The sequence below is a fragment of the Metasolibacillus sp. genome, from assembly GCF_025291715.1.
GTDB classification, from domain to species: Bacteria; Bacillota; Bacilli; order Bacillales_A; family Planococcaceae; genus Metasolibacillus; species Metasolibacillus louembei.
Genome location: NZ_JAMBIZ010000016.1, coordinates 24,805 through 45,297 on the forward strand (window position 1 = coordinate 24,805; position 20,493 = coordinate 45,297).

At 37.2% G+C, this 20,493-nt stretch carries 21 protein-coding genes and 1 other annotated feature; of the genes, 11 read left to right on the plus strand and 10 right to left on the minus strand.

Translation table 11 applies throughout. The annotated features are described in order from the left end of the window. Positions 1-226 precede the first annotated feature (226 nt). Positions 227-796, plus strand: coding sequence for a GNAT family N-acetyltransferase (locus tag M3Z76_RS11450; protein WP_293927004.1), 570 nt, complete (start codon positions 227-229; stop codon positions 794-796). 102 nt (positions 797-898) lie between these two features. Here the strand turns inward: M3Z76_RS11450 and M3Z76_RS11455 are convergent, their stop codons facing one another. Both M3Z76_RS11455 and M3Z76_RS11460 read right to left on the minus strand, forming a co-directional pair. Continuing rightward, complete coding sequence (locus tag M3Z76_RS11455) at positions 899-1,279, minus strand: hypothetical protein (protein WP_293927007.1); 381 nt, start codon at positions 1,277-1,279, stop codon at positions 899-901. A 69-nt stretch (positions 1,280-1,348) separates the two neighbouring features. Next, positions 1,349-1,555: a helix-turn-helix transcriptional regulator gene (locus M3Z76_RS11460; RefSeq protein WP_293927150.1), complete on the minus strand. Its 207-nt coding sequence runs from the start codon at positions 1,553-1,555 to the stop codon at positions 1,349-1,351. A gap of 231 nt (positions 1,556-1,786) precedes the next feature. Here M3Z76_RS11460 and M3Z76_RS11465 point away from each other — a divergent pair, with 231 nt between their 5' ends. Both M3Z76_RS11465 and M3Z76_RS11470 read left to right on the plus strand, forming a co-directional pair. Further along, the gene (locus M3Z76_RS11465; RefSeq protein ID WP_293927010.1) at positions 1,787-2,632 is read left to right on the plus strand and encodes an AraC family transcriptional regulator; all 846 of its coding nucleotides are present in this window, start codon (positions 1,787-1,789) and stop codon (positions 2,630-2,632) included. Positions 2,633-2,790: 158 nt separating this feature from the next. Then, on the plus strand, positions 2,791-3,201 hold the full coding sequence (locus M3Z76_RS11470) for an SRPBCC domain-containing protein (protein WP_293927012.1): 411 nt from the start codon (positions 2,791-2,793) through the stop codon (positions 3,199-3,201). A 234-nt stretch (positions 3,202-3,435) separates the two neighbouring features. On the opposite strand, the gene M3Z76_RS11475 is transcribed toward M3Z76_RS11470, so the two are convergent. Then, the gene (locus M3Z76_RS11475) at positions 3,436-3,933 is read right to left on the minus strand and encodes a hypothetical protein (protein WP_293927015.1); all 498 of its coding nucleotides are present in this window, start codon (positions 3,931-3,933) and stop codon (positions 3,436-3,438) included. A 182-nt stretch (positions 3,934-4,115) separates the two neighbouring features. Between M3Z76_RS11475 and M3Z76_RS11480 the strand changes: the two genes are divergently transcribed. The 3 genes from M3Z76_RS11480 to M3Z76_RS11490 all read left to right on the plus strand — a co-directional run bounded on the left by M3Z76_RS11480 (position 4,116) and on the right by M3Z76_RS11490 (position 6,150). Further along, the gene (locus M3Z76_RS11480; protein WP_293927018.1) at positions 4,116-4,463 is read left to right on the plus strand and encodes a hypothetical protein; all 348 of its coding nucleotides are present in this window, start codon (positions 4,116-4,118) and stop codon (positions 4,461-4,463) included. 78 nt (positions 4,464-4,541) lie between these two features. Continuing rightward, the gene (locus M3Z76_RS11485) at positions 4,542-5,528 is read left to right on the plus strand and encodes a ketoacyl-ACP synthase III (protein WP_293927020.1); all 987 of its coding nucleotides are present in this window, start codon (positions 4,542-4,544) and stop codon (positions 5,526-5,528) included. Between the two features lie 112 nt (positions 5,529-5,640). After that, the gene (locus M3Z76_RS11490) at positions 5,641-6,150 is read left to right on the plus strand and encodes a YfiT family bacillithiol transferase (RefSeq protein WP_293927023.1); all 510 of its coding nucleotides are present in this window, start codon (positions 5,641-5,643) and stop codon (positions 6,148-6,150) included. A 45-nt stretch (positions 6,151-6,195) separates the two neighbouring features. On the opposite strand, the gene M3Z76_RS11495 is transcribed toward M3Z76_RS11490, so the two are convergent. Beyond that, a complete protein-coding gene (locus M3Z76_RS11495) occupies positions 6,196-8,445 on the minus strand; it encodes a M28 family peptidase (protein ID WP_293927026.1) in 2,250 nt (749 codons plus the stop codon). A 202-nt stretch (positions 8,446-8,647) separates the two neighbouring features. On the opposite strand from M3Z76_RS11495, the gene M3Z76_RS11500 reads away from it, so the two are divergent. Continuing rightward, complete coding sequence (locus M3Z76_RS11500; protein WP_293927029.1) at positions 8,648-9,238, plus strand: YIP1 family protein; 591 nt, start codon at positions 8,648-8,650, stop codon at positions 9,236-9,238. Between the two features lie 86 nt (positions 9,239-9,324). Here M3Z76_RS11500 and M3Z76_RS11505 read toward each other — a convergent pair whose 3' ends face one another. The 3 genes from M3Z76_RS11505 to M3Z76_RS11515 all read right to left on the minus strand — a co-directional run bounded on the left by M3Z76_RS11505 (position 9,325) and on the right by M3Z76_RS11515 (position 14,053). Then, positions 9,325-9,627, minus strand: coding sequence for a hypothetical protein (locus tag M3Z76_RS11505; protein WP_293927032.1), 303 nt, complete (start codon positions 9,625-9,627; stop codon positions 9,325-9,327). Between the two features lie 271 nt (positions 9,628-9,898). Beyond that, positions 9,899-12,958, minus strand: coding sequence for an isoleucine--tRNA ligase (ileS, locus tag M3Z76_RS11510; RefSeq protein WP_293927035.1), 3,060 nt, complete (start codon positions 12,956-12,958; stop codon positions 9,899-9,901). Between the two features lie 55 nt (positions 12,959-13,013). Beyond that, positions 13,014-13,250: a binding site (T-box leader), on the minus strand. Positions 13,251-13,363: 113 nt separating this feature from the next. Continuing rightward, positions 13,364-14,053, minus strand: coding sequence for a hypothetical protein (locus M3Z76_RS11515; protein WP_293927038.1), 690 nt, complete (start codon positions 14,051-14,053; stop codon positions 13,364-13,366). A 309-nt stretch (positions 14,054-14,362) separates the two neighbouring features. On the opposite strand from M3Z76_RS11515, the gene M3Z76_RS11520 reads away from it, so the two are divergent. The 3 genes from M3Z76_RS11520 (at position 14,363) to M3Z76_RS11530 (ending at position 18,046) form a co-directional block, all read left to right on the plus strand. Next, positions 14,363-15,550, plus strand: coding sequence for a hypothetical protein (locus tag M3Z76_RS11520; RefSeq protein ID WP_293927041.1), 1,188 nt, complete (start codon positions 14,363-14,365; stop codon positions 15,548-15,550). A gap of 17 nt (positions 15,551-15,567) precedes the next feature. Then, entirely contained in the window at positions 15,568-16,794 is a 1,227-nt protein-coding gene (locus tag M3Z76_RS11525; protein ID WP_293927043.1) for a Zn-dependent hydrolase, read from the plus strand. A 70-nt stretch (positions 16,795-16,864) separates the two neighbouring features. Next, positions 16,865-18,046: an amidohydrolase gene (locus M3Z76_RS11530; RefSeq protein WP_293927046.1), complete on the plus strand. Its 1,182-nt coding sequence runs from the start codon at positions 16,865-16,867 to the stop codon at positions 18,044-18,046. Between the two features lie 167 nt (positions 18,047-18,213). Here the strand turns inward: M3Z76_RS11530 and M3Z76_RS11535 are convergent, their stop codons facing one another. Further along, on the minus strand, positions 18,214-19,134 hold the full coding sequence (locus M3Z76_RS11535) for a hypothetical protein (RefSeq protein ID WP_293927048.1): 921 nt from the start codon (positions 19,132-19,134) through the stop codon (positions 18,214-18,216). Then, the gene (locus M3Z76_RS11540) at positions 19,124-19,624 is read right to left on the minus strand and encodes an RNA polymerase sigma factor (protein WP_293927050.1); all 501 of its coding nucleotides are present in this window, start codon (positions 19,622-19,624) and stop codon (positions 19,124-19,126) included. Before M3Z76_RS11540 ends, M3Z76_RS11535 begins: the two co-directional genes overlap by 11 nt. A 72-nt stretch (positions 19,625-19,696) precedes the next feature. Here M3Z76_RS11540 and M3Z76_RS19775 point away from each other — a divergent pair, with 72 nt between their 5' ends. Then, positions 19,697-19,957 carry a RidA family protein gene (locus tag M3Z76_RS19775; RefSeq protein ID WP_363319879.1) on the plus strand — a complete coding sequence of 87 codons (261 nt, stop codon included), beginning with the start codon at positions 19,697-19,699 and terminating at the stop codon, positions 19,955-19,957. On the opposite strand, the gene M3Z76_RS11545 is transcribed toward M3Z76_RS19775, so the two are convergent. Continuing rightward, positions 19,940-20,461: an NUDIX hydrolase gene (locus M3Z76_RS11545; RefSeq protein ID WP_293927053.1), complete on the minus strand. Its 522-nt coding sequence runs from the start codon at positions 20,459-20,461 to the stop codon at positions 19,940-19,942. The genes M3Z76_RS19775 and M3Z76_RS11545 overlap by 18 nt on opposite strands. Between the last annotated feature and the right edge of the window lie 32 nt (positions 20,462-20,493).

The window sequence follows — 20,493 nt, forward strand, 5'->3', positions numbered from 1 at the left end:
TTGGTGCTCTAAGCTACTACCTTTTTGTGGAAGTGTTTATTCCGAATATGATGTAAGCTGAACTAATAGGGTTCGCAGTAGGTTTCTACTGTGGATTATTTTAGAATGATTGATATTTAGGTCAATTTCTACGATATCGTCGCAGAAAAAAATGCTGGACTAAAATAAATGCTCTAATATTGAATGATACGTTAACAAGGCACTTTAATGGAACAAGGAGGTTACTATGACGAGCAATACAGAAGTGTTTCCTGTACTAGAAACTAAAAGATTAGTATTAAGAGAAATTACGAAAGAGGATGCCAACAGTATTTTGGATTATTTGTCTGATGCAGAGGTAATGAAATATTATGGATTAGACCCCTTTAACTCATTAGATAATGCTTTGGATGAAATTGCATGGTATCAATCGATATACAGTAATAAAACAGGTATTAGATGGGGAATTACGTTAAAAGAGCAAGGAGTTGTTATTGGTAGTTGTGGTTTTCATAATACTGTTTCACAGCATTCTCGTACGGAAATAGGATTTGAGTTGAGTAAAGGGCAGTGGGGGAAGGGGATAGCTGCTGAGGCTGTTGAAGCAATAATAAATTATGGATTTAAGCATATGCATTTGCAACGAATAGAAGCATTAATCGAGCCACCTAACTTATCATCACAAAGGCTAGTAGAAAAAATAGGCTTTGTCAGAGAGGGATTACTAAGGAATTATGAGTTTACACGTGGCAAATTTGATGATTTGTATATGTATTCTTTATTAAAGCAAGACCTCGATAAAATCAATTCAATGTAAAAGTAGATTTTCTTACATTTAAAAAAATACCTGTGGGCTCTCTGCCATCCCACAGGTATTTTGTATATTTTACTAGTGAAAATTATTAAAGCATATTTAAGTTTAATTCTCTTTGTTCTTGTCAGGAGTTAATGCACTAATTAGCCCTATGATATTTGGTGGAATGCTAGCAATTAAAAACCACCAATTGCCCGTAACAATAGATATGATAGAAAATGTAATCAGTGATACAACTACAACAGAAATGCCGAATTTAACTCTAGAAGGTTTTAAAGGCTCTGTCATATTCATATTGATAGACAAAATCATACCTGTAATCCCCCAGCTTGCCAGATGAACAGTCAAAATGATTGCTAGCGTCATTGCGGCTCCAATTTCTATTCCAAATATGACTAAAGAAAATAAGATATAGATTGAAGTCAGAGTGAAAAACCAAGAAATAGAGCGAGATTTTTGCCAAATATGTTCATATAGTTCATCCAAGCCACCAGCTTAATATGCCAAGAGCTGCTCCTCCATATAATCCAATCAAGCCACCTATTTGTACAGCCATTATTCCTCTCCCCTTTCTTCTAATATAAAGACCTCTTCGATGATACAATTGAAAACCTTTGAAATGTTGTATGCCAATTCGAGTGAGGGATTATATTTTCCAGATTCGATGGCAATGATTGATTGTCTCGAAACACCTACCTGTACAGCTAGTTCCTCTTGTGTCATTTTTGCAGCTTTGCGTAAATCCTTAATTCGATTTCTAATGGTTTCCTCACCTCAATTTTGTAAAGCTGGCTTTACAATTAGTTGTAAGTAAAGTTTACTTTACATTTGGTTTGGTGTCAAGGGTACTTTACATTTATTTGTTTTTGTTGATTTTCTACTTATGCTTTGAGAAAGTTCTGTTTATCGATAATTAAACCGACTAGTATAAGCATAAAAAGACGGGCAGAAGATACTATTACTTGATATGTTATAGATGAAAGGAAGGTAGGGGTGGATATGCTAAAAGAAATGAATGAGGCGTTAAACTACATCGAAGAAAATTTGGAGAGCCATATTGATTTAGTAGAAGTAGCGAAAAAGGCTTATTGCTCTGAGTATCATTTTAAGCGCTTGTTTTCATTGCTGTCAGGAATAACGATAGCGGAGTATATTCGAAGACGGCGCTTAACATTAGCGGCGCTAGACTTGAAGGAGCAGCATGTAAAGGTGATTGATATTGCCATAAAATATGGTTATCAATCGCCAGATGCATTTTCAAGAGCATTTCAAAATTTCCATGGTGTTACCCCAACTTTGGCTAAACAACCAGAGCAGAACTTGAAAGCATATCCACGAATGTCCTTTCAATTAACTATTCGAGGAGGCTTTGAAATGAACTATCGCATTGTTAAGAAAGAGTCGTTTCAAGTTGTCGGAGTGAAGTATGCGGTGGAGATGGTCAATGAGATTCTTTCACCTACTTATGAAGATATGATAGCGGGTGTTGGTGAGAGTAGATTGAAGGAATTGGCGACTATTTCTAATGGTGAACCTCATGGCATTGTGCATATATCAGTCAATTATTCAGAAAGTGTAGAAGGAAAGGCGACTTTTGAACAGTATATTGGAGCAGTCACAACGGAAAAAACAGAGACATACGAAACATTAGCAATTCCCTCTTTATTGTGGGCAATATTTGAAATAGATGGAGATTGGATACAGGTTGAAGAGCATTGGCAGCGAATTTATTCCGAGTGGTTGCCGTTGTCCTCTTATGAGCTAGCAGAAGGTCCTGAAATATTGGCTAGCAAAGAGCAGAAAAGTGAGATTTGGATAGCTATTAAGAAAAAAGGCTAGATATACTGTTAGCAACATAATTAGGAGCAGAAGAAATTCTTTTGCTCTTTTTAATCAGTTACCCTATCAATAAAATAACGAAATATTTGCGCAATTATTATCTATCCGTTTATAATTGAATCGAACGTATATTCTGAAAAATTAAGCGAGGTGGAAAAATGGAGAAGGAACGTATTATTGGTCAAACGAAGGGTGTTGGTTTTCAAATAGGGGTTAGAAGAACTTTCCCTATTTCACAGGAGAAAGCTTGGGAGTTCATTACTTCTGAGGAAGGTGTGAATTTGTGGTTGGGGGAAAGTAGCGATGTAATATTTCAACCAGGTGAACACTATACGACGAAAATGGGCACTGGAGAAATACGGATTGTTAAACAACTTGAACAGCTTCGCCTAACTTGGCAAAAAGAAGGCTGGGAAAGACCATCTACAATTCAAGTTCGCATTATAGCAAAGGCAAGTGACAAAACAACAATTAGCTTTCATCAAGAGCATCTCTCTGACGAAAATGTGAGAGAAGAGATGAAAATGCATTGGGAGATAGTTTTAGAAGAAATAAGTGAAAGGCTGTAAAACACCTTAAGCAAATGGTTAATCTCAAAATCTTGATGGTACAAAAGGGAATATATTAAAGTAGCTATCTCAAAGTCATTCTCTGAGTAGCTACTATTTTTTTATTAATAGAAAAATCTTCAAAGCTTCCTGCAATTCACACATCGAATATCACTACTCTTGAAATATATGATTTATGAAATTGATTCATCATACTTAGAAAAGTTTTTGTGTCCAGCTGTTATTAATTTCCTCTTATTCTTTTCCATAAATCAGCGTTCCCTCTTTATTGTAGGCATTTAGAAGAACTGGCAATTTCACTTCACCTTCATAGATGTGATACCATAACCAAACGCCTTGATACCTTATCTTATTTGGCTGTATATCATGATCACCTGTTATTAAAATTGATTGTACTTCCTCTGTCGCAAAGCCCCACAATAATGTATTGGATGCTTGCCATATCAAGGAATTATTAGCGGAGAATCCATTGAAATCCAAAATTCCTGTCTCAACCTTAACAAGACTTAAATCACTATTAACTATGGCATATCTCAAATTAATTTCATCTTTGAAGAAGACTAAATTATTAAAGGTATCGATAAATATAATCTCGGTACAATTTACCCCATCCTGACTCAATTCTTTGCATAATTTCTTTTCTAATGAAGATGAATTATTAACTAATAAAAAACCTAAAGAAATGAACAATAATAATATTAATAAAAGCACGCCTATATTTTTAAACTTCAAATGTATTCATCTCCTTTCACACAAATGTATAGTCTAATACGCATTGACGTTTTTATTTATTAGGTATTTAGTCATTTGTAAATTATTTTATAATTATACCTTTGTCCTTTTAAATGGAATCTATATATTGTATACTAGTCATGCAACATAGTTAATTCATTAGGATAATAGGAGTGTTGAAGATGTCGCAAGGACAATACAGTATTCAAGTAAATTCAGCTGGTAAAGTTGTAAATATGAAAGTGAGTGGTACGTTTACACCTGAAAAGGCACAGGAATTTATTAATGATTATAACCGACAAATTGGTAAAATCTCTGCAAATGAGTATGATTTACGTTTTGATTGTCGGGGATTAAATGTTGTTACACAAGAAATGACTCCACATTTAGAAGGCTGCTTTAAACTTTACAATGAATCAGGCTTTAAAAATATTATAATCGAAATTGATCGTAGTGCCGTTTTAAAAATGCAACTAGCACGATTAGGGCGCAATGTAGGCCTTACAAACCTTAAAATTGAAGAAGTATAATTTTTAATATAAGGCTGCAACCGTGTATGTAGCCTTATTTTTTTGCCTAGTTTTTTAAAAAATGAAAGGAGCTTGACGATGCAGTATATAAAAATTAAAGCATTAGACGTATACCATCCACATAATCAATTAAATAAAGCGCAATATATTGAGGAATTTCAGGAAAAAGGGCGCGATATTTCTAATTTCCTAAATATTATGGGACGAGAAAATTATTATCGTATCAACAATGCAGATGAAAACAGTGTAACAATGGCGATTGAGGCTTCTAAAAAGGTATTGAAAAAGGCCGAATTGACTGGTGATGAAATTGATATGGTCATTTTCTCTTCGCAAGTGCCAGAGTACACATTCCCATCAAATGCAATTTTTGTGCATCAAGCAATTCAAGGGAAAAAGGACTGTATTGTTTATGATAATAACGCAAACTGTGCCGGCATGACGATTGCTGTTGAGCAAGCCTCTCGTTATATGATGTCAAGCCCTCACGTAGTACGAGCATTAATTGTAGGGTCAGACTATTTAAGCCTAGTAGCTAATCCAGAGCAGGAAATAACAACAGCCAATTTCGGTGATGCGGCATGTGCAGTAATTTTAGAAAAAACAGATGAAGAGACAGGCTTTATTGATGCAATATATGAAACAGATTCAAGCTTCAAAGATAATATTTTATATCCAGCAAACGGATTTTCTCAATACATGAATAAGGGAGAGTTTTTAGGATATGTAGATTGGAAGCCTTTTGATGGCACAGTCTCGCTTCCTTATACATTTGAAAAGATTCAAAGATTACTAGAGCGTAATCACTATTCAATGGAGGACGTCGCGGCGTGCTGCTTCTCTCAATTTGCATTAGTGAATATTCAACGCATTCAAGAGCATTTTGCAATTGCCGATGAAAAAATTGTGTATGTAGGTGATGAGTATGGTTATACAGGTACAAATTCGCCGTTTATTACAATGTATGAGGGCATTGAAAGTGGCAAAATTAAGCGCGGTGATTTAGTGCTGTTTTGGACAATTGGTGGCGGTCACGAATTTATTTGTATGCTGTTCCGCTATTAACTAGATAGTAGAAAGATTTTATAATATTTGAAAAACTAATAACCATTCACTTATAATTAAAATAAGTGAATGGTTATTTTTTTAATAAAAACCGAAGAAAAGAGGTCTAGAAATGGATGTAAAATTCCCGATTGGACAATTGCAAGTTCCTGAGAAAGTAACAGCTGAAAATATTGAAGAATGGTTAAACAAAATTGAAACATATGCAGCTCGACTAAGGGAAACTGTCGGTACATTAAACGATGAGGAATTAGCGAAAACATATCGTGAAGGTGCATGGACGGTGCGTCAGCTTGTTCATCATATTGCAGATTCCCAATTAAACATGTATCAACGCCTGAAGCTGGCTTTAACAGATGACAATCCAACAATCCCAGGCTTTGATGAGGAAAAGTGGGCTGTTCAACCAGATACAGAGTTACCTGTAGAATGCTCACTGAAAATGTTGGAAGGCATTAATGAACGCATCGTTTGTTTAGGTAAAACTCTAACGGAAGAGCAATTAAATCGAGTGTTTACACATCAAGTGAATGGAGAGATTCGACTTACTGCGAAATTAGCCAAATTAGCTTGGCATGAGGAGCATCATTTAGCACATATAAAAATCGCATTAGCTGAATAAAAAATCGCTGCCTGAAAAGATACGCTCTTTTCAGGCAGCTTTATTTTACTTTTTCTCATATAAATTTAATAACGTGATGATAGCTTGCTCCAACGTATAATTGTTATGAGGTAAAAATAAGTTATTTTCCATACCGTTCATAATTTGAGTGAGCTGCATATGGTAGACGCTGTCCTTTGCCCAAGCGGATATCTCGCTGTCATCATTATAAAGTATCAGCTGACCATCTATAGCAGCATCTGTTATATTCATATATTGATAGACTTTATGAAGAATGAAGGCCGCCTCTTCACGGGTAATTGTATCATTAGAAGCAAACATTGTTTCGCTATCGCCTTCTAGAATGCCAAGCTCATACAATGTACTAGATGCATCCTCAAACAATGATGGCTGTATCATATCGGGTGCCCAATCTGCTTTCTGTACAAGTAATGCAACGACAAGCTTAGAAAAGTCACTCCATTTGATATCCGCATTATAATTTTGACGAAGCTCATAAGGGAAAATTTCCGCTTTCATCGCTCTAGCCATCGTGACATTTGTTGACATATCCTTTTCGCTATAGCTATTACCTGACGGATTTATTAAATCGATATGATCCAAATAAAGGTGTACACCGTTTAGATAATTGAATATAGTATACCCATGTCCCTCTGGTAAATCTTCAAGTGGCTCGTATACTTGCTCTGTAGGGTCAGATAAGTAGTTTGCCATATTAATCAGCATATTGCCACCTATACCATCAGAGCCAATCGTAATAAAGCTGATTTTTGCTAGCTCCTCTATAGAAAGTAGGGGCTTTACTTTTTCCCACGATTGCTTTGCATGCTCTGTGACAGGCAATGTGTCAGAAGGTTTATTTATGACCTCCTCCTTTATTAACTCCCCGTCCTTTTTGTAAAAATGAATTTCGTTTGCTGCGTTTGCGGATTCCATACGAACGAGCTCACCATCAACAAGTGAATAGCCCTCCGCTGTAGCTTCATATGAATCAATATACATTGTAAAAATATTTTCTTGCTCGTCATATTCGATATAATAAGAATTTCCATAAATGTTGTTCCATCTATTCTCCTGCTCTGATTTTACGAATGTTTCATCCAGCATGGCAGTTAATGCTTCAAATGAAACGTCTGTATTATGAAAATCTACCTTAAGAGGGCCAAACCATCCCCAATTACTAGTAGCAGTTAATGTAAGTGGTTGTTCTATATCAAATAATTGAATATTTGCTTGGTACTTTGCCACATTATCGTCAGATGGTACTTGGCTAAAGTGGATGCCAGTTGCTTCCTCTACTTCTTTTTTAGACCCGAACGGTATTCTTACTGTATTTTCCAATGGGTAGACCGTATTATCAATAATAGGTCGTGCTACCGCTTGATAGGATGGGGTTTCATCACTCATGATTTCTCGAGCGATCACTTGACCCGCATCTGCGGCATATGCAAGCATATCGGAGCTGATATGCTCAATTGTGTCATTTTCATTATGATATTCACCATGAACAGCTGGGTGTGAGAAAAATAAGTTAGGGATTGCCTTTGGATGAAAAGAGGCATGGTCGCTTGTTCCACCACTGTTATATTCACGCACTTGAATATCTTTATAGTTTTCCTTGCTTTTTAGTAGGTCGGACAAAAAGCTTTCTTGTCCATCAGCAGAATAAATTTTCACGGTTTTTTCCTTTTTTGCTGCCAGCATATCAAAATTTAGCATACCGATAACCCTCTCGCTATCAGCTCCTAGCTGCTCAACATAATGCCTTGATCCGATTAAGCCATCCTCCTCCACATCAAAGGCAATAAAGCGTATTTCTGTGTCAGTAGGTACGTTGTGTAATAAACGTGCAAGCTCTAACATGACAGCAACACCTGAGGCATTATCATTGGCTGCTTGGATATCTTTTATGCCATCATAATGCGCACCGATGATTAAAATATCCTTTGTTTTCTCTATTGTATTTGGTGAAAGTGTCCCAACAATATTAACAGCAGAATATGTGTTGAAAGGATTATTATCACCTTTGTCAGCCTTTTCCCAATCAAAAATTTCTGTGTCAAATGTTTGGGTTGTGACAGTCAGACCATATTTTTTAAATGTATCTGTAATAAATTTTCTTGCAAGCTCCTTTTCTTCATTGTGATGTCCTCGTGGATAACTAGATAGCACTTCAATCGTTGTCATCATTTCTTGTGTATTTACTGTATTTTCGGCTGCGTTTACTGTAGGTAGAGCGAATGAAGCGGAAAGCGTGATAGATACAGCCAATAATAAACTGAATATTTTTTTCATGCCTTGTATATCCTCCTTGTCCAATGTACGTACTATAAACTAATTTTTTGTTTGTTGAATAATTACGGTATAACCAAAATAAGGGATTGGTATATATTTCATTCTACATAAAACGAACTATTTAAACAACGCTTTTATGAAACTATTTCCTAAAATATCCGTATATTATAATAATAACTATATTTTGAGGAGGGGATGAAGTATGAATCCATTTTTCTCTACTTGGCTACAACCTAAGCAAACAGCTCGCTATATGATTGAGCACAAATCTACAGGTTATGCGATGTTTATTTTGTCTGTTGGTTATATTGGTTCATTTTTATCAAGCTTGCGTGATACCGATTTTGACATAGCACCAGTATGGTTGTTAGTTGGAAGTATTATATTAGCACCTATTATGGCCTTTGTTGGAAATAGTATTACGTCATGGCTTTATTGGAGGGTTGGTAGAGTATTTGATGGGGTAGCTACATATAATGAAATGTTTAAAAGTATAAGTCTTTCCTCAGTGCCTTATGTGATTTTAATTCCTTTTTATAGCGTTTGGTTAATGACTGCACCAGAATCTTTGATTAATCCAACATATATTGGACCAATACCTTGGTATTTCTTACCGACTTTAATATTAACATTTCTTACAAGTATGTGGTCATTAGGAATTGTCATAGCAACGGTAGCGGAAGCACATCAATTTTCCATAGGGAAAGCTATACTAACAGTAATCATTCCGATTATTGTAATAGTTATTTTGTTAACGCCTCTTATTTTCTTTATTTCTGCATTGATCGTCTGATGGTAGAGGATTGAAAGAGTATGGCTAATTGAGGGGGACTTCCAATTAGCCAATATTTGTTTAGGATAGCGAAGATTGGGGGTAAATTAATTAGTAATAAATGAATAGAGTAAATACGTTTCACCGACTTGTATAAATTCAAAATAAATTTCGATATTGGATTGAGGAGAAACCTCTGCAAGAGCAACTGTTATTCGGTTATCTTGGGAAAATTGAGCTTGATACTCTAACAGGCTATAATCGAAATTTGAAAAGCTTTGCTCATACTCATCTTCAAATATAAAAATTTGTTTTTCATCATCTACTGTTACATTAGAATTTATAATGCTTTCAAGGTAAGTAGAGTCGGAATTTTTCATTGCTTGAATGACTTTAAAAGAAAGATTCAATGTTTCTCTTAATCCATGAGATGTTATATTAGGTCTTTCCTCTAACAGCTTTTTTAATTCCTCATTTTGTTGAATGAGTGTATTTATTTGCTGTTGAGTATCCTCTTTGTTTGAACATCCTATTAAAACAAATACTATAAGAAAAACAAACTATATTTTTTTCATGAACGCCCTCCTTCGTTCTGGTGAATTTTAACATGAAAAAGGTTAGGGAATGATAACCTAACCTTTTTACATAGATGGGAGGGGAGTAATCGACATTTTAGCAACCTTAATTTAACGACAGGCTCACTTGCAATTCCTCTTGTGCAAACGTATAACAAAATGCGTTATTTAAAGATGCTACAAATTGAATGTCTTGCACTAATATATTTGCTCGTAATAATGCTTCGAATTGTTGCAGAATCATTTGCTGTTGTGATGAGCAAGCAATTTGCATATCGATATATTTTTCAATCGGATAGTTTAACTGCTTGCGCTGGTCTTGAACGAAGCGGATGAAATCACGAACATGACCTTCTGCAATTAAAGAATCCGTTAAATGCGTATAAAGCAATACTTGCAATTTGCCATCCTCTGCTAGCTCATAGCCATCTTTTACAGTGGATTCTGTTAATAGATGGGCATGCTCCAACGTCAAGCTTTGTTCGTCAAGCTGCACTGTTAATTGTCCTTCACACAGTAGCGTATTTTTATCCTCAGTTGCCATAGTTTCTACATAGGATTTCACTGCATTCACATGCTTGCCAAATGCCGCGCCAGCTGTTTTAAAGTTCAGCTTGAAGTGGGTTTCTACAAATGCCTCTGTAGAGGGTAGCCACTGTATTTGTTTAATGTTCAATTCCTCTTGAATGATGCGATTATAGTTGCTTAAGTTTTGCGCTGAAGCAATGATAAGCTCAGCTAATGGCTGCTTAACCTTTAAGTTTTTCGCATTGCGAATGCTGCGACCTAGCTCAACGATTTTGACGATTGTCGTCATTTCCTCTTCAAGCTTGACATTGATACAAGCTGCATCAGCGGTAGGGTAATCCTGTAAATGCACGCTTTCATTGTGAAGCTGCATATAAATATGCTCAGCGATAAATGGTGTAAATGGTGCAAGTAGCTTACATACCTCGCTTAATACGGTGTGTAAAGTGTTGAACGCCGCTCTTTTATCCTCTGAAAAGCCTGATGCCCAAAAGCGTTGACGCGATCTACGTACATACCAGTTACTTACATCATCCATGAGCTTTGCGATTTCGCGACAGCCTTGTGTAAATTGATAATCGTCCATATGTGTTGTCACTTTAGCAATCGTTGTATGCAGCCGTGCCAGCACCCATTTGTCTAATAATATTGGTGTGCCTTGCTGTGCTGCATCAAATGTAAATTGGTCAATGCCTGCATAAAGCTGATAAAAGCTGAACGTGTTTTCTAACGTATCTAATAGCTTAGATTTCGCCTCCTGTACGATTTTGGTAGAAAAGCGCTTTGGATTCCAAGGTGAGCTATCCACTAACAATGCCCAGCGTAATGCATCGGCACCATAGCTATTGATTAAATCGATCGGGTCTAAAGCATTGCCTTTACTTTTTGACATCTTTTGTCCATGTTCATCTAATACATGCCCCAAAGATAGGACATTTTTATATGGTGCTTGCCCTTTATACAGCGTTGATACAGCGAGCAAGCTATAGAAGAACCCACGCGTTTGGTCAATCCCTTCAATGACGACATCTGCAGGGAACTGCTTTTGGAAAGCTTCCTGCTCAAACGGATAATGATGCTGAGCGAAAGGCATTGAGCCACTATCAAACCAAACATCGATAACCTCTGGTGTACGTCGCATTGTTGCATGACATTGTGGGCATGTGCAAACGACGTCATCAATATATGGCTTATGCAAATCATCTGGCAAAGGCTGCTGAGCTAATAAGCTTAATGCTGCAATGCTTTCAGGTGCTTCCTCATGCCCACAATCCGTACAAACCCAAACATTTAAAGGCGTACCCCAATAGCGGTTGCGGCTAATATTCCAATCTACGACATTTTCAAGGAATTTACCGAAGCGACCTTCTTTAATATGGTCAGGGTACCAAGTGACAGTGTTGTTATTAGCAAGTAATTGCTCCTTTAATGCCGACATTTGGATGAACCAGCTATCTGTTGCGTAGTACAGCAAAGGTGAATCACAGCGCCAGCAATGCGGGTAGCTATGCTCATATTTTTCTTTATGGAATAATAAATTGGAAGCTGCTAATAGCTTGATGACATCGACATCGCAGTCCTTGACAAAGCGACCTGCTAAATCCGTTATTTCATTTGTATAACAGCCTCGCAAATCTACTACGTTGATAAAGGATAGTCCATGCTCTTTAACTGTCTGGTAATCGTCCTCACCATGTGCGGGTGCAATATGCACGATCCCTGTACCGCTCGTTTCTGTTACATACTCCGCCATAACGACAACATGCCCATGTTCAACAGCAATGTAATCAAACGGTGGCTTGTAAGCGACTTGCGCAAATTCAGCGCCCTGATGTTCACTTAAAATTGTGGCATTTTCGCCTAATACAGTGAATACGAGCGATTTTGCTACAATGAAAACCTCGCCATCAAGCTGTGCCTTCACATAAGTTAAATCTGGATGCATCGCAAGCGCTACATTGGCTGGGAGTGTCCAAGGCGTTGTCGTCCAGCCTAAAAAGATTTCATTCGAATCGACACGACGAAACTTAACTGTTGCGGATAAATCCTTTACATCTTTATAGCCTTGTGCCACCTCATGCGAGCTCAACGATGTTTGACAGCTAGGGCAATAGGGGGAGACACGATGTCCTTTATAAAGCAATCGGTCTTTGTGAACTTTGCTGAGGATGTGCCAAACACTTTCGATATAGCTGTTATCCAGTGTCACATAAGGGTGATCCATATCGACCCAGTAGCCTAATTGCTCTGTAAAGGAGCGCCAAATTTTTTCATACGTAAAAACGCTCTCTTTACATTTTTGTATGAATGGCTCAATGCCGTATTTCTCGATTTCCTGCTTGCCTGAAATACCGAGCTGTTTCTCCACACCTAGCTCGACAGGTAAACCGTGTGTATCCCAGCCGGCTTTGCGCTCCACTAAAAAGCCTTGCATTGTTTTATAACGTGCCACAACATCTTTCACTGTGCGACCTAGCGCATGCCCTACATGTGGTAGCCCATTAGCTGTAGGGGGACCTTCGTAAAAAACGAATGAGTCACGATTTTTGCGATTTTCAATAGATTTTTCAAAAACATTCTCCGTTTGCCAATACGAGAGAATTCTTTTCTCTCTTTGCTGCAATGTTTCTTTTTCCATTTTTATTCCTCCTATACGATTTGTATAAAAGGCATACAAAAAACTCGTCCCTAAGTAAAGGGACGAGTTAGCTCGCGATACCACCCTAATTCTATTGAACGATCCAATAGCACTTAGCAACGTACAATCATACGTGTTCCTTTTAACGGTAGACACCCGGGGTTGCTTACTTAAATTCAGCGCGCCTTCTCAGAGAGGATTTTCATGTAACAATTGAACACTGACTTTCATCACAGCGTCAGCTTTCTGTAGAACAATACGAAACATTACTCTTTCTCATCAACGAATTTGTATGCTTTTATTACGTATTACCTTAATGGATTTTCAACATATTGTCAAATTCCTGTTTGAAAATATAGCAATATAGAAAAATAAGGAGGAGGTACAGCGAATATATAAAGTGGACTATTCATTTAAAATTTTTTGGATATAAAATTCATTTGTATCGTCTACACCAAGTATAATACTAGCGTCTAAACGGATATCTAAAGGAAAAACGACTGATTTTTTATTAGAAAATAACCATCTTCGCCCTGGATTTGTCAGCAATAAATATACTTTTGTTGTTTGATCCCCCATAAAAGATAAAGAATCAGCTGTGACTTCAGCATTATCACGATTAATAATGTGAAAATCCTTTAAGCTTTCAGCGATGGCTATCTTATTGCTTACAACTAAGCTCATTTCAGATAGCTTTTGTATATTATTTAAAGAAAATGGTTGACTGCTAGTTGGATTATCATTCATTCTAGCTATCCATTCAAATATGTTGCCAGCAGGGTCTTCGAAATATAAGGATTTTGCATGTAAATTAGTAAAATAAATTTCATCCTCTCCATCCTCAGTTAAAAGATTTATACGTTGTTTAATCCATTCCTTTGCTTCATGAAATTGATTTGAAGGAATGTCACAAGCGAAGTGATAGTATGGATTTCCTTCCACATTTTTATTAGTGAATTCAACCGTGCTAATACCTAATTGAATTTTAAAGCTATTTGCTGTTTCATCCTGTAATGTGAAGCCCAATGTTTTTTTATAAAAATCGTTTAATTCCTTTAGTTTACTTGTTTTCAATACCGCATTTGTAATATTCATTTTCTTGCTCCTTTTTTTAAAAATACTACTCTATCGCATTGAAGTAGCATATTGGACAAAAGGTTGAAATGGTAATTTATTATTTTGAAATAACAAATTACTCGTATTTTTTGTTTCAACAAACACATATATAAGGCAATGAATTTATGCTTAACAATTTATAAAATAAACATTATGTAAGTGTAATCAATTGTAAAGTTTCTATTTTATAGGAATCTGAATTTACGGAATAATTAGAATTGACATAAAAATTAGATTGTATTATTATTTTAAGAATATTAATCTACTAGAAAGTGAAGGGAATTTATTATGTCTCAGATGTTAGCGTTAGTTATTTTGTTAGCTATTTTATTTATAGGAGATTTTGTTGCTGTTCGAACAAAGGCATGGGTTCCATCTATTTTTATTTGTGCCGTTTTGTTTTTATTAGGATATTGGACATTCTTCCCTGCGGATATTGTAGCGTTAGCGGGAGTTCCATCTGTTGTTGCCGTGATGTTGATGTATTTATTGATTACAAACATGGGTACATTGCTATCATTGAAAGAGTTAAAGAACCAATGGAAAACGATTTTAATTGCGATTGCAGGTATTTTAGGGATTATTGCGATTTTATTTAGCATTGGTACATTGCTATTTGGCTATGAAACAATGATTGTTGGGATTCCACCATTAGTAGGTGGTGTTGTATCAGCTTTAATTATGTCTGAGGGGGCGAAAGAGGCTGGTTTAATATCGCTTTCAGTTTTTGCGATTGTTATTTATGTAATGCAAGGCTTTGCAGGCTATCCAATTACATCGATCATGTTGAAAAAAGAAGGGAAGCGACTGCTAACAAAGTATCGTAGTGGGGAGCTACAAGCGAAGGAAGAGGAGAAGGAAGAATCAGGTGCTCCAAAGCCAGAATTAAAAATGTTTAAAAATATGCCTGAAAAATATAATACAGATTTCTTCAAATTCTTTAGATTAGCGCTTGTTGCTTATTTAGCTTATCTTGTATCAACATTGCTTGCACCAATTGTATCAATTAGCCCATTCGTTCTTTGCTTATTATTTGGGGTTATCGCTTCAAGTGCAGGCTTCTTAGAGAAGCAAGTGTTACAAAAAGCAAATGGCTTTGGTTTTGCAGTTCTTGGTTTAATGCTCTTTATTTTTGATGGTTTAAAGCAAGCAACACCAAGTATGATGCTTGAAATTATTTACCCGCTTGTTGGCACAATTGTTTTAGGTGTTATCGGGATGTATATTTTCTCACTTATCGCAGGGAAGCTGTTAAAAGTAAGTACACCAATGGCATTTGCGATTTCATTAACAGCTTTATATGGATTCCCAGCAGATTATATTATTACGAACGAAGTAATTAAATCGCTGACAGAGGATGAAAAAGAAAGAGAAGTACTGACAAGCCATATGCTACCACCGATGCTTGTAGGTGGATTTGTAACAGTTACGATCGTGTCGGTTGTGTTAGCAGGTATTTTTGTCGGATTATTATAGGAAAGGAATAATAGAAAATGGATCAAGTGCAACAGCAAATTGAGAAGCATATTGAGGCATTAGGTCAATTTACAGCTACACCTGGTAAAGGGACAACACGCCTTACTTATAGTAAAGAAGATTTACAGGCACGAAATTATATTAAAGAGAGAATGCAAGAATATGGCTTGCAAGTGCGTGAGGACGGTTTAGGTAATATTTTTGGTAAGCTAGAGGGAACATTGCAAGATGCACCAAGTGTTTTGATTGGCTCGCATTTTGACTCTGTACCAAATGGTGGGTCATATGATGGACCAGCAGGTGTTGTCGTGGCATTGGAAGTAGCACGCCTTTTTTCAGAAAATAAACTTACACCTCACTATCCTTTAGAAGTGATTGCACTTGTGGAGGAAGAGGGTGCACGATTTGCAGGTGGCTTGATGGGCTCAAGAGGAATGATGGGCTTATTAAGTGCAGAAGATTTTAAAAGCTTAAAGGATCGAGATGGCATTTCCACAGTTGAAGCGATGGAAACAATCGGATTAGATACGACATTGCCTACATATCGAGATCCAAAAACAATAAAAGCATTTTTAGAAATGCATATTGAGCAAGGACCAATGCTTGAAGAAAAAAATATCCCAATTGGTGTAGTAGAAGCGATTGTCGGCTTAACACAATTAAATATTACGATTAGTGGTCAGGCAGGGCATGCCGGCACAACACCAATGGCAGGTCGTGCGGATGCATTAGTAGCAGCGGCGAGCATCATTGCGCAATTCCCACAGCTCGCGCTTGATGAAGGTGCTGGAGCAGTGATTACAACAGGACGTCTTAATGTATTTCCAAACGGAGCAAATGTTATACCAAATAAAGTGATATTTACGGTCGATATGCGAGCTGGCAAAGAGGAAAATGTCTTAAATATGGTAGAAAAGGTGAAAAGCTTAGTGATGTCTTATAGCAAAGATGGTATTGATGTAGCGATTGAGCAGCCTTTATATATGAAGCCAAAAGTGATGAATCAAGAGATTATTGGCCTTTTGAAAGAAGCATGTGATGCAAAGGATATTCCTTACTGCTCTATTAATAGTGGCGCAGGTCACGATGCAATGGTGTTTTCTGATTACATTGATACAGCAATGCTATTTATTCCAAGTAAAGATGGTTTAAGTCACTGTCCAGAGGAATGGTCAGATTCAGCGCATATTGCAAATGCTGTATATCTTTTCTATGAGGCAGCCAAGAAGCTAACAGAAAGTTAAAAAGAAGGAGGTTGTGAGAAATGCATAGGCTTTTCTTACAGCCTTTTTGTCATGAATGAGGAGGAGAAAAATGATTCATCCAAAATTAAAAGAAGCAATCCAAAAATATAGTGAAGAATTAACGGAAATACGCAGGCACTTACACAGTGAGCCAGAAGTAGCATGGGAAGAATTTAAAACAACTACTTTTGTGTGTCAGTACCTTGAAAATTTAGGTATACCTTATCGTAGGACGGTGCCTACTGGTGTCATTGCAGAAATAAAAGGCGGACATGCAGGGAAAACAGTCGCATTAAGAGCAGATATGGACGCGTTACCTGTCGAGGAGTTAAACAAAAATTTAGTTTATGCTTCTAAAGAAGAAGGGAAGATGCATGCTTGTGGGCATGATGCGCATACAGCAATGCTCTTAATTGCAGCGAAAGCGCTTAATGATATTAAGGAAGAGCTAACAGGTATAGTACGCTTCCTATTCCAACCAGCCGAGGAAGTGGCGCAAGGGGCAAAGGAAATGGTTAAACAAGGTGCGATGCAGGATGTAGATAATATATTTGGCATTCATATATGGTCACAAATGCCAACAAATAAAATTTCCTGTCAGCCAGGCCCTTCTTTTGCGGCTGGCGATTGGTTTCAAATCACATTCAAAGGCAAGGGAGGGCATGGCGCGATGCCACATACATGTATTGATGCCGCCGTTGTTGCCTCTGCCTTTGTAATGAATGTTCAAACGATTGTTTCTCGCACAATTGATGCACAAAGCCCTGCTGTTGTTACGATTGGCAAAATGGATGTCGGTACACGCTTCAATGTTATTGCCGAAACAGCTGTAATTGAAGGAACGATTCGCTGCTTTTATCCAGAAACGAGGGAGCATATTGAAACACAGCTTCATCACTATGTGGAAAGCATTGCCCAAATGTATGGAGCGACAGCAACAATTGAATATACACATGGCTCACAGGCAGTTATCAATGATGAATGGAGTGCAAAGCTTGTACAGCAAGTAGCAGCAGAGGCATTTGGAGAGGAAGCTTTATACGCAGAAAAGCCAACAATGGGCGGTGAGGATTTCAGCTTCTATTTAAGTGAGGCATCTGGCAGCTTTGCCCTTGTTGGTAGTGGTAATCCTGAAAAGGATACGGAATGGGCACACCATCATGGCAAATTCAATATTGATGAGGATGCGTTGGTGACAGGGGCAGAGCTGTACGCACAGTATGCTTGGGCTTATTTGCTAGCTGGAAAGTAGCGTTTCGCTCATCGAATAGAGGAAATCGCTCAACGAACAGCAAAATTCGCTCATCAAACATGGAAAATGCTCAACGAACAGCAAAATTCGCTCATCAAACATGAAAAAACGCTCAACCAAACTAAAAAAACAGGGGCTTGTTTTAGGAAGCCTCTGTTTTTGAATAATTAGATGAGCATAATTGCTATCCCTATAAACATAGCAGCAAGGAGTAGCGAGATACCCAACCAATCAGCTTTTACATTTCCCCATTTCTCAAAAATGTACGCTGGTAAGATTTGATACGCTGTGAAAAAAAGTGCAATTCTGCCAAGGTGGTCTGCTCCGAAAATATTATCTCCAGATACGATGATAAGTAGAAGTATCATAGCTAGCACGGCACCTAGAATACCTACCATTTTATTTTTGACAACAGTTGCTTCCAATCTCTTTCTTCGCTTTTGGACAAAGAAATAGGTTATAGCAACAATAGGGAAAGCAATGAGCAACCGTATATAATAAGTTAAATCTGTATTATCATATTGCACATTTTCCACCTCGAGAGAGAAATCATGGATGTCAGATATATAACGTTGCTTTAAATCCATGTCAACGACAACAGAAGGTGAGTTCAAAGGACCAGCAGTAATTTTAATATAACGACTTTCTCCATTGGCAAAGCGCAATAACAAATCGTGAGAATATTCGTATGTTGATAAATCTCTCTCAATTGGCGCTAATGTGGTTTGGGCAAATAATTGCTCCAGTTTTTTTAGTAGATCTTTTTCGGTAATGACAACGCGTCCAATATAAAAAGGAGAGGCTAAGTTTAATCGTTTTGACGGTTTTTCATTTCTTAAAAATATTGCCTCGGTAATAGTGCCAAGCTCACTGACAGCTGCAGTCTGCTCTTCGATTGGCTTCGGTGCTTGTAGCGTTTGAAGGAAAAAGAACAAAAGACAACTAAATGCAATCAACACACTGTAATAGCTAAGGCGATTTTTTTGCTTTTCCTTTTCAATAACGGCTGAAATTGCTCGCCATTTTTCCTCTTTTTTCTCAGGTGATAAAGGTTTGCGTGCAATGTTGCCAAAGTGATTATCTTGCATTTTCTTCACCTCCAAATTGTGCACCGAGCTTTTTGATACCACGTAACACCGCATTTTCAACCTTTTTCTCATTCCAATTTAAAATTTCGGCTGCCTGTTTTACGCTGAATCCTTCAAGCTTTGTTAAGACAATTGCTTCGCGATATTCATATTTGAGCTGTCCAAGCATTTCGTAAAACTCGCGGCTCTGCTCATTACTAAGCAACCAGCTCTCAGGGGCATAGGTAAAATCGAGCGCTTCATGCTCCTTTAAAAAAGGAATTAATTTGACCCATTTATTTTTGCGGAAATGGTCATATGTTGTATTCCGTGCAATAGTAATCAGCCAAGTTTTATACGTAGCCTCACCCTTAAACTGTGCCATGCCGTGATATGCCTTCAAAAAGGTTTCTTGCATTAAATCCTCTGCCAATGTTTGTTGGCCAACTAAAAAATATATGTATTGAAAAACAGCTTCGCTATATTGCTGATAAATATCCTCAAAAGACAACAGCCCCACCTCCATTTACTACTATAGACGTAAGGAAGGAGAAAATCCCTCGCTAAATAGCAAACATATGTCGTGTTAAAGAAAATTAGTTCAGTTATTGCAGAAAACGACCTCGACTTATCTAATTTAGTAAACATGAATGTTTACATCACGGATTCCTCTTATTTAGCTGATGTACGCGCCACGTTTACAGAAATTCTGGGCGAAATAAAGCCGACAATGACATTAGTTGTTGTATCAGAATTAATCAACTACCAGTTTAAAGTAGAGATTGATGTCTTTTGTACGCTAGGTACAGAACACATCTTCCATGAATCAAGGCTGACGAATTGATCCGTAATGATACCTACCTTCAAAAAGAAAGCTAATAATGCTTTTATAATACGGGATAAATTCACCACTCTCTATCATATCGAAAATTTCCTCTTGAGAGGCCCATTGGACAGCTTGTACTTCCTCTGGCTGTAGCGTTAATTCACTTAAATCAACATCCAGCTCAATCAAATAATAATCATCAAAGCCCCGCTCAAAATTAATGGTGAATTGTGGGCGTATATGGTCAAAGTTGTAGTGAATACCAAGCTCCTCAAGCAGCTCTCTTGAAGCGGCTTGTTGACTTGTATCTCCTGCAACAGCACTACCTCCACATGTAATATCCCAAAGGTTTGACCAGCCGTGTTTAAAAGGTTGACGTTGTTGAATTAGCATCTCACCCTTTGAGTTGAAAATGCAAACATGGATGACATTATGAAATTCACCTTTCTCAAACTCATCACCACGTGTAGCTTGCTTTCCGATTTTTTGGCGATACTGATCGTATAAATCCCACTTTTCCATTGAATGCTCCTCCTATATAAAGAATGTTATTA